The organism is Roseobacter sp. (genome assembly GCF_045106495.1).
GTDB lineage: Bacteria > Pseudomonadota > Alphaproteobacteria > Rhodobacterales > Rhodobacteraceae > Roseobacter.
The window spans coordinates 453,609-468,027 of sequence record NZ_JBGCEQ010000003.1; the positions used below are offsets into that span (position 1 = coordinate 453,609).

General features: G+C 54.3%; 12 protein-coding genes. 4 read left to right on the forward strand and 8 right to left on the reverse strand.

Annotated features, from left to right (window positions below):
* Window positions 1-2: 2 nt before the first annotated feature.
* Complete coding sequence (gene rnr, locus AB8B75_RS04085) at window positions 3-2,258, forward strand: ribonuclease R (RefSeq protein ID WP_405360041.1); 2,256 nt, start codon at window positions 3-5, stop codon at window positions 2,256-2,258.
* On the opposite strand, the gene AB8B75_RS04090 is transcribed toward rnr, so the two are convergent.
* Window positions 2,255-2,947 (reverse strand): glutathione S-transferase family protein, encoded by a 693-nt coding sequence (locus AB8B75_RS04090; RefSeq protein WP_405360043.1) that lies wholly within the window; start codon window positions 2,945-2,947, stop codon window positions 2,255-2,257. The two genes, rnr and AB8B75_RS04090, sit on opposite strands and share 4 nt — an antisense overlap.
* A gap of 78 nt (window positions 2,948-3,025) precedes the next feature.
* Here AB8B75_RS04090 and AB8B75_RS04095 point away from each other — a divergent pair, with 78 nt between their 5' ends.
* Both AB8B75_RS04095 and AB8B75_RS04100 read left to right on the forward strand, forming a co-directional pair.
* Window positions 3,026-3,745 carry a helix-turn-helix transcriptional regulator gene (locus AB8B75_RS04095; RefSeq protein WP_405360045.1) on the forward strand — a complete coding sequence of 240 codons (720 nt, stop codon included), beginning with the start codon at window positions 3,026-3,028 and terminating at the stop codon, window positions 3,743-3,745.
* 70 nt (window positions 3,746-3,815) lie between these two features.
* Entirely contained in the window at window positions 3,816-5,141 is a 1,326-nt protein-coding gene (locus tag AB8B75_RS04100) for a lytic murein transglycosylase (RefSeq protein ID WP_405360046.1), read from the forward strand.
* Window positions 5,142-5,196: 55 nt separating this feature from the next.
* Here the strand turns inward: AB8B75_RS04100 and AB8B75_RS04105 are convergent, their stop codons facing one another.
* The 7 genes from AB8B75_RS04105 to AB8B75_RS04135 form a co-directional block, all read right to left on the reverse strand.
* Entirely contained in the window at window positions 5,197-6,375 is a 1,179-nt protein-coding gene (locus tag AB8B75_RS04105; protein ID WP_405360048.1) for an ABC transporter permease, read from the reverse strand.
* Window positions 6,376-6,378: 3 nt separating this feature from the next.
* Window positions 6,379-8,019 carry an ABC transporter permease gene (locus tag AB8B75_RS04110; RefSeq protein ID WP_405360049.1) on the reverse strand — a complete coding sequence of 547 codons (1,641 nt, stop codon included), beginning with the start codon at window positions 8,017-8,019 and terminating at the stop codon, window positions 6,379-6,381.
* Window positions 8,019-8,306, reverse strand: coding sequence for a DUF1330 domain-containing protein (locus tag AB8B75_RS04115; RefSeq protein ID WP_405360051.1), 288 nt, complete (start codon window positions 8,304-8,306; stop codon window positions 8,019-8,021). Before AB8B75_RS04115 ends, AB8B75_RS04110 begins: the two co-directional genes overlap by 1 nt.
* A gap of 72 nt (window positions 8,307-8,378) precedes the next feature.
* Window positions 8,379-9,485 (reverse strand): extracellular solute-binding protein, encoded by a 1,107-nt coding sequence (locus AB8B75_RS04120; protein WP_405360053.1) that lies wholly within the window; start codon window positions 9,483-9,485, stop codon window positions 8,379-8,381.
* 116 nt (window positions 9,486-9,601) lie between these two features.
* Window positions 9,602-10,750 carry an ABC transporter ATP-binding protein gene (locus AB8B75_RS04125; RefSeq protein WP_405360055.1) on the reverse strand — a complete coding sequence of 383 codons (1,149 nt, stop codon included), beginning with the start codon at window positions 10,748-10,750 and terminating at the stop codon, window positions 9,602-9,604.
* A gap of 190 nt (window positions 10,751-10,940) precedes the next feature.
* Window positions 10,941-12,338: an aspartate aminotransferase family protein gene (locus AB8B75_RS04130; protein ID WP_405360056.1), complete on the reverse strand. Its 1,398-nt coding sequence runs from the start codon at window positions 12,336-12,338 to the stop codon at window positions 10,941-10,943.
* Window positions 12,339-12,422: 84 nt separating this feature from the next.
* A complete protein-coding gene (locus AB8B75_RS04135) occupies window positions 12,423-13,112 on the reverse strand; it encodes a GntR family transcriptional regulator (RefSeq protein ID WP_405360058.1) in 690 nt (229 codons plus the stop codon).
* 152 nt (window positions 13,113-13,264) lie between these two features.
* On the opposite strand from AB8B75_RS04135, the gene AB8B75_RS04140 reads away from it, so the two are divergent.
* A complete protein-coding gene (locus AB8B75_RS04140; protein WP_405360060.1) occupies window positions 13,265-14,347 on the forward strand; it encodes a polyamine ABC transporter substrate-binding protein in 1,083 nt (360 codons plus the stop codon).
* The last annotated feature ends 72 nt before the right edge of the window (window positions 14,348-14,419 follow it).

The window sequence follows — 14,419 nt, forward strand, 5'->3', positions numbered from 1 at the left end:
GCATGACGCGCATCCCCACAAAATCAGAAATTCTCGATTGGATCAGCGAAAACCCGGCGCTGACCGCCAAGCGGGATATCGCGAAGGCCTTTGGCATCAAGGGTGCGGCGCGCATTGACCTAAAACGGGTGCTAAAGGAGTTGGAAGCCGAAGGCCATCTCGAAAAGCGCAAACGCAGTTACCAGGATCCTGATCGCTTGCCGCCCGTCAGTGTTTTACAGATCACGGGACCGGACAAGGATGGCGATCTGTTTGCCAAACCGATGGAATGGCAGGGTGCTGGGGTCGAGCCCGTTATCCTTGTGGTGCCCCGGGCATCGGATCCCGCCTTGGGAGCTGGTGATCGTATTCTGGCGCGATTGACGCTGATTAAGGGCGAGGCGTACCATTATGAGGCGCGACTGATCCGGCGCATCGGGACAAACCCACGGCGCGTCATGGGCGTTTTCCGCAAAACGGCGGAGGGTGGTCGCATTCTACCGGTCGATAAAGGGTCCGACAAGGAATGGCAGGTGGCCAGCGATGCCACGCATGGCGCAAAGGACGGTGAATTGGTAGAGGCCGAACAGGCCGGTCCGAAAGGGCGTTTGGGACTACCACGCGCGCGCATTGTTGAGCGACTTGGCGACCCGTCAGCGGCCAAAGCTGTGTCGCTGATTGCAATCCATCAACAAGGCATTCCGGACGCTTTCCCCGACGATGTAATTGCACAGGCGGACCGCGCTGAGCCGATTGGCCTTGCAGGGCGCGAAGATCTGCGGGATTTGCCCTTGATCACCATCGACCCCTCTGATGCACGGGACCATGATGATGCCTGTTTTGCCCATGCAGATGAGGACCCCGAAAATGTCGGCGGTCATATTGTCTGGGTTGCGATCGCTGATGTCGCAGCTTATGTGACGCCCGGTTCAGCGCTGGATCGCGAGGCGCGCAAACGGGGCAATTCGACCTATTTCCCGGACCGGGTTGTGCCAATGTTGCCGGACCGTCTGTCGGGTGACTTATGCTCGCTGCACGAAGGCGTGCCGCGCGCCTGCATAGCCGTCCGGATGCAGTTGGACGCCGACGGTAACAAGCTCTCACATAGGTTTCACCGCGGAGTGATGCGTTCGCCTGCGTCGCTGCATTACGAAGAGGTGCAGCAAGCAGTGGACGGCGCGCCCAATGACCGCTGTAGTGCTTTGTTAGAGCCGGTTTTGAAACCGCTCTATGCCGCTTATGACGCATTGGTCTCGGCGCGCAAAAGGCGCCAGCCCCTTGAGTTGGATTTGCCGGAACGGCGTATTGAATTGACCGAAGACGGCAAAGTCACAGCGGTCAATTTCAAAGATCGCTTGGACGCGCACCGGTTGATTGAAGAGTTCATGGTCTTGGCCAATGTGGCCGCCGCCGAAACGCTTATTGCCAAGAAAGTTCCTCTGTTATTCCGGGTTCACGAAGAGCCCAGTCCGGAGAAGCTGGATGCGCTGCGCGAGACTGCAAAAGCCAACGGCTTTAATCTGGCCAAGGGACAGGTTTTGAAGACCGCGCATTTGAACCGGCTTTTGAAAGAGGCGGAAGGGACCGATGAGGCCGAGCTGATCAATATGTCCACCCTTCGGTCTATGACACAGGCCTACTATGGACCGCACAATCTCGGCCATTTCGGTTTGGCTTTGCCCCGCTACGCGCATTTTACATCGCCGATCCGCCGCTATGCTGATCTGATCGTGCACCGCGCGCTCATTGCCGCGCACGGTTGGGGCAAGGACGGATTGCGACCGGAGGATTACGACGAGCTTGAGCAGATTGGTACGCATATTTCCGAGACCGAAAGACGGTCGATGATTGCCGAACGCGATACCACAGATCGCTACATGGCATCTTTTTTAAGCGAGCGCGTCGGCAATGAGTTTTCCGGCCGGGTCAGTGGCATCGCGCGGTTCGGAGTTTTCGTGAAGCTTGACGAAACCGGAGCCGATGGACTCATTCCGATGCGTTCGATCGGGCGGGAATACTTCCACTATGACGCCGAGGCTGGAACGCTGATGGGTTCTGATACCGGCATGATGATCAGTCTGGGGCAGCGCGCCACGGTGCGACTGGCAGAAGCAGCACCCGTTACCGGGGGAATTGCGCTCGAACTACTGGCTTTGGAGGGTGATGCGATCCCCCAAGGCCGCAGGTCGCCTGCTGGACGTACGCCCAAACGAGGCGGCGTCAAGGCAAAGCGCAAAGCGGACAAAACCAAGCGCAAAGTCAAACGTACCCGACGTTAATCGAGCATGTCCTCTACCCGAGTGATGTATCCCATCAGGATGGCATTTTCCTTGATACGGGATGACAGCAGGGTTTCACCGGGGCTTGCGATGCTGGCACTGAGCATCGGACCCACAGACGCGTCTGCGGCCGTTGGTCTGTCGCCAAAGAGAAATTTATTTTGCCACAAGCGTGTCGAAATCGCATCCAGATCAGGCTCTAACCGGGCCAATCTTTGTTCTGGTGTAAAGCGACCAAGCCCTTGCACCATCATTCCTGACAAAAGGGTTTTGCGGATTCTATGCGCCACCACACCCCGAATCCACTTTGGAATGGTGGCGAAGTAGGTCTCGCGCACCTTGGGCCAAATGTCGTCATTGCCCCAACGATCCAACACGATATGAAAATAGATATGCTCTTCTGCCATGCGGATAAAAGCACGCGACGTCGATTTATCCATTTCTGAAAGCCCTGCGTCGAATGCAGCGCCACGGGACTCCAAAAACGCCCGGATCATATCGCTGTCACCGATCAACTGATCTTCGGCGCGGATCACGGGCAGTTTCTTGTAAGGCATCATGCGCGGGTCCAATGTGTCCTCGCGTTTCCAGTGCTGACCAGAGAGCTTGAGCAAATGTGCGGCTTTGGTACAGAAAGGGCTACCAGAAAACTGACCGAAGGCGGGTGGGTAGGTTAACAGCGTGATCATGATGTGCTCCTTTTGCTGTTGAAGAATTTAGCCGCTTATCCTGTCAGTTTCTGTCAGCACTTGTGATACGATGGTGCCATGAGCCGAACACACCGCCTTTTCCAAATGATGCAGACACTGCGTCGACTGCCGCCTCCGATTACGGCCATGCAACTGGCCAATGAGATGCATATGTCGGAGCGGACCATTTACCGTGACATCGACGCATTGCGCAGCATGGGCGCCGTGATCGATGGCGAAGCAGGTTTTGGCTACACTTTGATCGAAGACGCGACCCTGCCGCCGCTGGGGTTTGAAGATGATGAGTTGGAGGCATTGGTTTTGGGCTTGCGCGATGTTGCCGTGATTGGTGACCCGGCATTGGCCAAGGCCGCGCGTTCTGCCTTGGCAAAAATCAAGGCGCGTGTACCACCCCGTCAGGCACATAGATTGCAACACGCGGTACTGGACGCGCATCGGTTTGTGAAATTACCGGAAATCTCCATCGATGTTGCCGCGTTACGTGCGGCAACATGGGAAGAAGTCACCGTAAAATTTGATTACCAGGACAGGCTGGGCGCGGAAACCGTGCGGCAGGTCGATCCATTAGGGTTGGTTTATCTCGATAAAACCAATGTGCTGATGGCGTGGTGCCATCTTCGGAAGGATTTTAGGACATTCAGGTTGGATCGGATGAGCGCCCTGCAGCGCACCGAACACAGTTTCCGGCCTCGTCGCGTGCCGATGTTGCGTGAACACCTTGAGATCATCCGCCGCTATGTGGATCAATCGGCAAATGATCGCAAAACCTCTGATTGAATTCTTTTGAAAATTACGGATTCGAGCTACACTGAATCAAACAAAAAATAGTGCAGCAGTAGGGCATATCATGCGGTGGAACATCTTGGGCGTGGCTGTATTGGCAGCTGGGGTATTTGGCGACACTTCGATTGCCATTGGTGCGACCGAAACAACGCGACCGGTTGTTCGGCCAGGACCAGAAGTCATCTCGCCAGCAAGTCTTTCGCTGCGTCCCAAATTGGGACCACCGGAGCTGGCGGCGCAACCAAAACCCGCGGTCACACCTGCGGCATCCAATGAGGGTTTTGACAACTGGATCAAAGGCTTCGCTGCACGGGCCCGTGCCGAAGGCATTCAGAACGACACCTTGCGCGCGGCTTTCAACGGTGTGCAATACGATTCGGATGTGATCCGCCGCGACCGCAACCAGTCGGAATTTAGCAAAACACTTTGGGAGTATCTGGACAGCGCCGTTTCCAGCACGCGGATTGCAAACGGCAAATCTGCGCTGAAGAAGCACAACCGCACATTGGATGCCATTGAGAAACGCTTTGGTGTTGAAAAGGAAGTTGTCGTCGCGGTCTGGGGTCTGGAAAGTGCGTATGGGTCATACCGTGGTAACAATGATATCATCGGTTCTCTTGCGACACTGGCCTACGATGGACGGCGCGGTGCGTTCTTTGAAGCGCAATTGATTGCGGCGCTCAAGATCCTGCAAAATGGTGACACCAGCCCCCGTAACATGACCGGCAGTTGGGCGGGTGCAATGGGACATACGCAGTTCATGCCCACGTCCTTTCTCGACTATGCCGTTGATTTTACAGGCGACGGACGACGTGACATCTGGTCTGACGACCCGACGGATGCGCTGGCCTCGACGGCTGCTTATCTGTCGCGCTTTGGCTGGGCGACGGGCCAACCCTGGGGCGTTGAAGTGCAGTTGCCGCAAGAATTTGACTATGCACTTGCCGACCGCAAAATCAGCAAGTCGCCTCGGCAATGGGCGCGCCTGGGTGTGGTTGATATGACTGGACGCAACGTTCCCAATCATGGTGCGGCGTCGATCTTACTGCCCGCAGGCGGACAGGGTGCGGCGTTCATGATCTTCAAGAATTTCAGCGTGATAGAGCGGTACAACGCAGCCGATGCCTATGTCATTGGCGTGGGTCATCTGAGCGACCGTATCAAGGGGGGCCCAGCCATCAAGGCCAGCTGGCTGCGCGGTGATCGCGCACTAACCTTTGCCGAACGCAAGGAGATGCAAGAACGTCTGACGCGCGCGGGTTTCAGCACGCAGGGCGTGGATGGTCGAATTGGTCCCAACACGATCGACGCGGTAAGAGCCTATCAGCGCAGCCAAGGGCTCGCGCCAGACGGATATGCTTCATTGGCGCTGTTGAAACGTTTGCGTTAGGGCGAGAGCACCGCGTATTTTATGGTCTCAGGGTATTTGAAGGTGCGATGCGGTCTCAAGTAGGTGACATGCCTCGCAACCTTTCCGACCGGCGCCTGAGCAATTCCACAACCGTCAGCAGGGCAATTGAGACCACCACAAGGATTGTCGCCACAGCGAGGATGGTCGGGCTGATTTGCTCGCGCAACCCCGTGAACATTTGCCATGGGAGCGTTTTCTGGCCTGCGGACCCCACGAACAGAACGACAACGACTTCGTCAAAGCTTGTGATGAACGCAAAGAGGCCGCCCGAAATCACACCTGGCAGGATGAGTGGCATTTGGACGCGAAAGAACGTCGTGACCGGACCGGCACCCATGTTGGCGGCGGCACGGGTCAGCGAGTTGTCGAATCCCACAAGTGTCGCTGTGACCGTGATGATCACAAAGGGAATGCCCAGTGCCGCGTGTGCCAGAACTACCCCGATATATGTGCCTTGCAGTCCGATGCGGCTGTAGAAAAAATACATGCCAGCAGCGGAGATGATCAGCGGTACGATCATTGGCGAAATCAGGATTGCCATGATTGCACGCCTGAAGGGAACATGCGGCTGACTGAGGCCGATGGCTGCCAAAGTGCCAAAACTAACCGAGAGAAGCGTCGCCATCGGGGCGATCTTCACGGAATTCGCGAGAGCGTTTTGCCAATCGGAGTTGGTCAAAAAGTCTTGATAGTGTTTCAGAGAATAACCAGCTGGATCAAATCGCAGCATCTCAGGTGTAAAGGTAAAAAAGTCCTGTGCGTTGAAGCTGAGTGGCATGACCACGAGTATTGGTGTGATCAAAAATACAAGAATGGCGCCGCAGATCACCCGAAAAGTGTAGTGCCACAGAACCTGGCCCGGCGTGAGATACGGGGCTACATACGCGCGGTATCGTCCTTCGAAAAGCCAGAAACTGAACCAACCAAAGAACCATCCAAATGCAGCACCGATGATACCTGCCGCAATACCTCCCAAAGCAAACCCGGCGATGGCCAAGAGGACCACCAAAGCCCATCTTGACGGTTGTTTGGCTTTGATCACCTGGGTGATGATATAGGCCAGACCACCGATCAGGATGGCGCCTGCGACGATCCCGAGGAGAGAACTGCCCTGGGCTGTGCCGACCAGCAAACCAGCCACGGCACCTGCCGCTGCAACAACGGGTACATAGAAGGATACAGGCGTGCGGGATATTGGTGTGAGTGCCGCCATGGTTCAGCCCCCCAACTTCACGTTATCAATGCCAACGATCCTGTCATAAGCCCAATAGAGACCCAGAACCACAGCGAGGAGGATCGCCCCCAGTGCCGCCGCAAGGCCCCAGTTTAGAGAGCTGGAAATATGATAGGCTATCCGGTTGGAGATGAAGGTACCGGTGGTACCACCGACCAGCTCAGGTGTGATATAGTAGCCAATCGACAAGATGAAGACGAGGATCGAACCCGCGCCAATGCCGGGTACGGATTGCGGAAAATAAACCCGCCAGAAAGCGGTCCAGTTGGTTGCTCCCAACGATTTTGCCGCGCGCAAGTAGGAGGGGGGAATGGTTTTCATCACCGAGTAAAGTGGCAGGATCATGAATGGTAGGAGAATATGCGTCATCGCGATGATCGTACCGGTCTGATTGTTGATGAGCGCCAGACGGCTATCGTCCGCCACAACGCCCAGCCAAACAAGGGTGTCATTAATGACGCCTTGCTGCTGCAACATGACCTTCCAGGCGGACGTACGGACCAGCAATGACGTCCAGAACGGCAGAAGGACAAGGATCATCAGAAGGTTCGCCGTGCGTGCCGGCAGGTTGGCGAGGATCCATCCCACCGGATACCCCAGCAAAATGCAACTGCCGGTGATGACCAGTGACATGAAGAGCGTGCGGACAAACAGTTTGATATAAAGCTGTTCGTTCTCCGGTCGCATGACAGCGCCTTCTGGCGATTTCTTCATATCTATGGCGTTGAGGAAATACCCCGAGGTAAAGGCCGGGCTATAAGTCTGGATGATTTGCCAGACAGCGATATCGTGCCAATCCTTGTCGACATCTTCAAAGGCGGCCGTAAAGTCGACCGTTTCAAAAGCGCCGATTGCCCCCATCGCTTCAAGCAATTCAGCAGATCCGGGCCCGGATATAGATGACAGGTCAGGCTTGGTTTCAAGGTCGAAATAGAGCCCTGAATAAACAAGCGCCCACGGATCCTGTTTTGCGAGGTTTTTTTCGTCTTCGTTCTGTACGAAGTCTGCGAAAGCCTCAAAGAACGTGGCTGTTTCTGGAAGTAAGGCTTTGATTTCAGGGCGTATCTCAAATGCTGGTTGTGCTGCACCAGATTTGGGATCCCACGCTGTTTGTTCCTTGTACCAGTCTTCACTGCCCATCAGGGCATTCCAGTTTTCGCTGTCTTTCCAGAAAGCATCCAGATCTTCGAACTGATCCTGGTAAACCTCACCCATATCCTCGACCTTGCGACCGGACTTGCGGAACAGGGAAGAAACACCCGTCAGCTCATAATTCAGACGCGAGCCGAGACGCGTGTGCAGTTTCCGTTCCTTGGCGATAAAGATGTCTTTGTAGAGCGCCTCAAATGTTGTAGGCGGTGGGATGTCACCGGTTTCCCCATCCCAATCCTTTATGGCATCTGTGGTGCGCGGCAATGTTTCGGCAACGATCTGGTTTTCAACAGAGCGAAACAGCATGTCCGCAATCGGGGCGATAAAGGTCAACAACACAAAAAGCAGCAACGGCGCAATCAACATTAACGCCCGCAGTTTCTGACGACGCAGAGCGCGGTTCAGTGAAGATTTCAGCGTTGTGCCATCTGCGGCCATCATCGGGCCGGCGTTTTGCGTGGTGTCAGTCATTAGGTACCTTCCACCAGAATGATAGAACTTTGTGCTGTCCGGCGCCGGATTTTGGCAACCTCTTGATAGTCGGGATCATTGTAGGCCGCTTGTGCTGCCTCGTAAGACGGAAATTCGATGACAACATGCCTCTCGTGACTTTCGCCTTCGACCACTTGGGACTGGCCACCACGAATGACAAAACGCCCGCCTAATCCTTCGAGGATCGGCGTGTCCTTGATCACGTATTCCTTATACGCTTCAGGGTCCGTTACGGTGACGTGGGCAATGATGTAGCCTTTGGGCATGGTAAGGTCCTTTTTTGGTTTGATGGGGGCCAGTTCCTGGCCCCCATCAAGGCTATTGGTCCCTAAATGGGATTATTGTGCCAGCCAGGCTTGAAATTTCGCGTCGATATCGTCGCGATAATCCGCCCAGAACTCGTAGTTGAAGTTGAACACGTTTGTAGCATTGGCAGGGTCAGTTGGCATATGCTCGGCCATTTCGATGCCCAACTCCGCGTGTTGCCCGACCAGAGGTGCGGAGGATGCACGCGCAGGGCCATAGCTGATGTATTTCGCCTGATCGGCCAATCGCTGCGTGTCCGTGGCAAATTTCACATAGTCCAAAGCACGGGCCTCGCGATCTGCTGGCAGACCAGTGGGAATGATCCACACATCTAGATCGAACATCTGACCATCCCAAAGCATCGCAACAGGTTGCTCTTGCTCGACGATGACGCTGAACAAACGTCCGTTGTAGGTCGAACCCATGACGACTTCGCCGTCAGCCAACAATTGCGGCGTGTCCGCACCAGCGGACCACCATACTACGTCGTCCTTGATCGTGTCGAGCTTGGCCAGCGCTTGTTCCTGTCCTTCTGGAGTCTCAAGCACGTCATAGATATCTGCCTTCGCAACACCATCGCAGAGCAACGCCCATTCCATATTGCCGATGGGGCGCTTTTCTAGCGACCGCTGACCCGGATAGGTCGCTGTGTCGAATACGTCACACACGGTTGTGGGGGGCGTGTCGCCAACCATGTCGGTGCGGTAACCAAAGGTTGTCGAAAACACGATCTGTGGGATGGCGCAGTCGTTGATCAGCGTATCGCCGAAATCATCACTTGCGGGGGTGCCATCTGGCGCAGGCGCCAGTTGCTCGTCAAAGTCGATTTCCATGGCCAGGCCTTCATCGCACAAGCGAATTGAGTCTGCAGCCGTCACATCGACAACGTCCCAAGTAATATTGCCAGCCTCGTTCATCGCGCGCAGTTTGGCCACCGCTTCGGCAGAGGATTCATCGTTGATGATCTCAACGCCGGTCATTTCGGAATAGGGCTTATGGTAGGCCTGCAACTGCGAGTTCGAGTAAGCGCCCCCCCAGCTGACGATGGTCATCTCAGATGCCATATGCCCATCGGCGAAAGTCATACCAGCCGCAAGTGTTAGTGCAGTGGATGCCAAAAGCGTCTTGGTCAGTTTCATTGGTTGTCTCCCATTATGGGCCCGTTTGATGTCCAGAGGCTGACGACAACGGGCATGATCCCCGCCTCTCTTTTGATCGCGCCCTCTGGGACACGACAAATCTCGCGCATCGCCCGTCAGGCATCCAATGCGCGGCAATCTTGGGGCAGCCAGCCGATTTCGATCTGCTGCCCCGGTGTCAGGCGTTCCACGTCTGGCGCGTTTCGCGTTTTGATGATGAATTCATCTGTTCCTGCAACGCGCAGCCGCGTGCGAAAAATGTCGCCCATGTATACAAATTCGAGTACTTCCGCCGTTAGAGTATGCGCATCCTCGCTGAGGCGTTCCTTGTTGTATTCAACGCGCTCGGGGCGGATCGATACGCGTGTGCGTTCCCCGGCAGCGGCGACGTTCACAGGTTTGGCGTCGATGACTTCACCGCCATCGAGTTGAACAAGCGCTGAGCCACTCTTGATCTCCTTCACGACGCCCTCCAACGTGTTGTTCTCCCCGATGAACTGGGCAACGAAACTGTTTTCCGGCTCCTCATAGAGTTTGTCTGGTGGCGCCAATTGTTGAATGCGACCGTCGTCGAACACGGCAACCCGATCTGACATTGTGAGGGCTTCCGTCTGATCATGGGTCACATATACGACCGTGATACCCAGATCATGGGCCAGTTTGGTGATCTCAAATTGCAGCGTTTCGCGCAATTGCTTGTCCAAAGCACCGAGCGGTTCGTCCATCAAAACCAATTCCGGTTCAAACACCAATGCACGCGACAAGGCGATCCGTTGTTGTTGTCCACCAGAGAGCTGAGCCGGTCTGCGGCCCGCGAAACTGCCCATCTGAACCATGTCCAATGCACGCTTTACCTTCGCCTCGCGGTCGGATTTGCCCATCTTGCGGACCTCAAGCGGGAACGAGAGGTTCTCTGCTACAGTCATATGTGGGAAAAGCGCGTAATTTTGAAAAACCATGCCAATCCCACGCTTGTGGGGCGGAATATTGTTGATAGATACGCCGTCAAGACGAATATCGCCATGTGTAGCTGTCTCAAAGCCTGCCAGCATCATCAAGCAGGTGGTTTTTCCGGACCCCGATGGCCCCAGCATTGTCAGAAATTCGCCTTTGGGCATCGACAGGTTCAAGTCTTTTACTACGAGGTTCTCGCCGTCATAGCTTTTTTGAACGCGATCGAATTCCACGAACGCGTCTGATTTGGATGTTTCTGCCAAAATTGGCTCCCCGTTTGTGTCTGGCGTTTCCCGCGCTGATTGCGACATAGGTAACACGATAGACTCGGAAAGTTGCAAGAGCTTAACTGAGCGTAAGTGTATTCTGGCTAGATTCAAGGCTATTTGCCGGAATTTCGCCAAGAAAATGCGCTAAAATTCTGGGAAAATAGCCAGAACAGCGATAATTTCCTGCAGATTAAAGGGTCAGAAGTGCACCCGAGGCGCGAGATACATCGTCTTATGAAGCTGACCGTAAAAGATTTTGATCTTTCAACTGCGCGTAGGTTTCATCCAGTGCCTTGGCTGCACGGGTGATCAATACATCAATCTCTTCGGGTTGAATGACCAAAGGCGGCGATATGATCATGCGATCCCCCACGTGCCGCATTACCAAGTTGTTGGCAAAACACCTCTCCCTGCACATGTATCCAACAGTTCCGGCATCGGAGGCAAATTTGGCGCGGCTTTCTTTGTGCGGCGTAAGCGGGAGAGAGGCCATCATGCCTTTCAATGAAACCCCACCGACCAACGGATGCTCGCGCAACTTCTCAAGACCTTCTTGCAGAGCAGGCGCGCTCACGTTTCGCACATGTGTGATGATCTCTTCATCTTGCAGGATGCGCAAGTTTTCCAAGGCGACCGCGGCGGCGACAGGATGCCCGGAATATGTATAGCCGTGATTGAACTCCGTGGCGCCGATCACCTCAGCCACTTCGTCACAAACAATCGAACCGCCGATGGGTTGATAGCCAGAGCTCAAACCCTTTGCGATTGTCATGATTTGCGGGCGTATACCCATGGTCTGGCTGCCGAACCAATTTCCCGTTCTGCCAAAACCGCAGATGACCTCATCCGCGATCAATAGAATTTCATATTTGTCGCATATCCGTTGGATTTCCGGCCAATAGCTGTCGGGTGGTACGATGACGCCACCCGCACCCTGAATTGGTTCCGCAATAAAGGCCGCGACCTTGTCCTCTCCCAATTCGAGGATCTTGTCCTCCAATTCCTGAGCGCGCGACATACCAAAGGCATCTGGTGTCATGTCACCGCCTTCGGCCCACCAGTCGGGTTGATTGATATGATGAATACCGGGAATTGGGAGTCCACCCTGCGCATGCATATATGCCATCCCACCGAGTGACCCAGACCCTACCGAGGACCCGTGATAGGCGTTTTTGCGACTGATGATGTGGGATTTAGAAGCTTTGCCCTTTTCCGTCCAATAGGTGCGGACCATGCGAATGTTTGTGTCGTTGGCCTCTGAACCAGAGCTGGCGAAAAATACGTGGTTCAGACCTTCAGGAGCCAATTTTGCGATCTCCTGCGCCAGAGCGATTGCCGGAACATGTGTGGTCATAAAAAACGTGTTGTAATACGGTAGTTGCATCATTTGACGCGCGGCGACTTCAGCCATTTCGGAGCGGCCATAGCCGATGTTGACGCACCACAGCCCTGCCATACCGTCAAGGATTTGATTGCCATCGCTGTCGGTCAAAAACACACCCTTCGCACGCGTGATAATACGTGCGCCTTTGTCCGCCAGTTCATCGTTGGTAGTAAACGGATGCATATGATGTGCCGCATCCAATGGCTGCAATTCGGCGGTGGGCATATGGTTCGTGATTGTGGACATGACAAAACCCGTGCTGCGGAGATAAAGGCTCAAAGCCCTTTCGTCACAATATGATCAAATTATTGAGAGTCAATCGAATCGCCCTCATGTGGCGTTGAGCTCAAGTGAGGCTCGGATTTGCGACATACCTTGGTGAACATCTTCAGCCATGGCTCGCGCCGCAGCTTCCGCATCGCGGTCTGCTAACGCGACCAAAAGATCGGCATGTTTGTCAGGTAAGTTCAACGTGCCAAAACGACCACACACGACGCGCAAAGAAGGCGCAAAGCGCAACCAGAGACGATCCACTGTAGCGCTCAAGATGGGGGCTTGCGCCGCGTCGTAGAGTATCATGTGGAAACGATAGTTTTGTGTAAGATACCCCGGTATATCTCCCATTGAAATTGCTTGATTCAAGGTTTCATCAGCTTGGCGGAGGCGGTCCAATACAAGTACATCTACGTGTTTGACGGCCAGTCTGGCAAGCTGTGGTTCCATGGATTGTCTCATGAAATCAATTTGTTCTATGCATTCTGAAGTCAACATGGGAACGATTACCCGGCGGTTGCCCATCATGCACAACGCCCCGTCTGATGTGAGCCGCCGAATGGCCTCGCGTACTGGTGTCATACCTGCGTCGAGATCTTCGATCAGGCCCTGGATCGTGACAGCCTGGCCCGGTACCAGATCGCCAAACAGGATGCGCGATTTGAGCTGCTCGTAGACATGCCGGTGTGCCGGCAGTTTTCCTTCGAGTTTCGGATCGGCGGGTGCTGGATTTCTAAGCATTTGCATGATCCGTTTTTAGTGTTTGCGATGAAAACAGGCAGATCCCTTGCACAGGGTGTGATCGCGTGAAAGCATAGAGCATCTTGCCCACAGAGGCAAAACTTGATCAAATTCAATTGAGCCGGGGCAAACCCGGTCAATACAGACGGGAGAGTGTTATGAATAAGCTCATGATGAGCAGTGCAGTGCTTGCGTGCTGCGCGACCGTGGCTTTTGCAGACGAAGTACGCGTATACAACTGGTCGGACTACATTGACGAAGCATTGCTTGAGAAATTCGAAACCGAAACTGGCATTGACCTCATCTATGATGTTTTCGACAGCAATGAAGTTCTGGAAACCAAAATGCTGGCGGGTGGATCTGGCTATGATGTTGTGGTGCCGACTGCGGATTTCCTGCAACGTCAAATTTCTGCTGGCGCCTTCCAGAAATTGGACAAGTCAAAGCTGCCAAATATTGAGAACATGTGGGACGTAATTCAGGAGCGCACTGATCAATATGATCCTGGCAACGAATATGCGATCAATTATATGTGGGGCACAACCGGCGTTGGCCTGAACCTTGGCAAGGTCAAAGAGATCTTGGGTGAGGACGCGCCTTTGGACAGCCTGGATCTCGTCTTGCAGCCTGAAAACATGGAAAAACTCGCCGAATGTGGTGTGTACTTTCTGGATGCGCCGACCGAAATCATCCCGATGGTCCTGAAATTTCTGGGAGAAGATCCCAACAGTCAGGATTCCGACGTCATTGCAAAAACTGAAGCGCCTTTGATGGCCGTTCGGCCTTATATCAAGAAATTCCACAGTTCTGAATACATCAACGCGCTGGCCAATGGCGATATTTGCGTTGCGGTGGGCTGGTCGGGAGATGTTTTGCAAGCGCGTGATCGCGCGGCTGAAGCCGACAACGGCGTAGAAATTGCATATAATGCTTTCGCGGAAGGATCACTGATGTGGTTCGATATGATGGCCATTCCAACCGATGCGCCGAACCCCGACGCGGCGCATGCATTCTTGAACTTTATCATGGATGCGCAAAACATGGCGGATGCATCCAACTACGTGTACTTTGCGAATGGCAACAAAGCGTCGCAGGAATTGCTTTCCGAGGACGTGATTGGTGATCCGGCAATCTATCCTGACGATGAAACCGTGCAAAACCTATATACGTTCTCACCCTATCCGGCGAAGGTGCAACGGACGGTTACTCGGTTATGGACCAAGGTTAAATCCGGGACGTAAGTGGATAGGCAGATTGGGCGGGGCCAGAGTGCGCCGCCCCATTTCATTTGCCCATTCTATGGGTGCAAAAAG

What these genes read in the sequence shown, in the direction of transcription:
- rnr (WP_405360041.1), top strand. Translation starts at nt 3, where the DNA reads ATGACGCGCATCCCCACAAAATCAGAAATTCTCGATTGGATCAGCGAA.
- AB8B75_RS04090 (WP_405360043.1), bottom strand. Translation starts at nt 2,947, where the DNA reads ATGATCACGCTGTTAACCTACCCACCCGCCTTCGGTCAGTTTTCTGGT.
- AB8B75_RS04095 (WP_405360045.1), top strand. Translation starts at nt 3,026, where the DNA reads ATGAGCCGAACACACCGCCTTTTCCAAATGATGCAGACACTGCGTCGA.
- AB8B75_RS04100 (WP_405360046.1), top strand. Translation starts at nt 3,816, where the DNA reads ATGCGGTGGAACATCTTGGGCGTGGCTGTATTGGCAGCTGGGGTATTT.
- AB8B75_RS04105 (WP_405360048.1), bottom strand. Translation starts at nt 6,375, where the DNA reads ATGGCGGCACTCACACCAATATCCCGCACGCCTGTATCCTTCTATGTA.
- AB8B75_RS04110 (WP_405360049.1), bottom strand. Translation starts at nt 8,019, where the DNA reads ATGACTGACACCACGCAAAACGCCGGCCCGATGATGGCCGCAGATGGC.
- AB8B75_RS04115 (WP_405360051.1), bottom strand. Translation starts at nt 8,306, where the DNA reads ATGCCCAAAGGCTACATCATTGCCCACGTCACCGTAACGGACCCTGAA.
- AB8B75_RS04120 (WP_405360053.1), bottom strand. Translation starts at nt 9,485, where the DNA reads ATGAAACTGACCAAGACGCTTTTGGCATCCACTGCACTAACACTTGCG.
- AB8B75_RS04125 (WP_405360055.1), bottom strand. Translation starts at nt 10,750, where the DNA reads ATGTCGCAATCAGCGCGGGAAACGCCAGACACAAACGGGGAGCCAATT.
- AB8B75_RS04130 (WP_405360056.1), bottom strand. Translation starts at nt 12,338, where the DNA reads ATGTCCACAATCACGAACCATATGCCCACCGCCGAATTGCAGCCATTG.
- AB8B75_RS04135 (WP_405360058.1), bottom strand. Translation starts at nt 13,112, where the DNA reads ATGCAAATGCTTAGAAATCCAGCACCCGCCGATCCGAAACTCGAAGGA.
- AB8B75_RS04140 (WP_405360060.1), top strand. Translation starts at nt 13,265, where the DNA reads ATGAATAAGCTCATGATGAGCAGTGCAGTGCTTGCGTGCTGCGCGACC.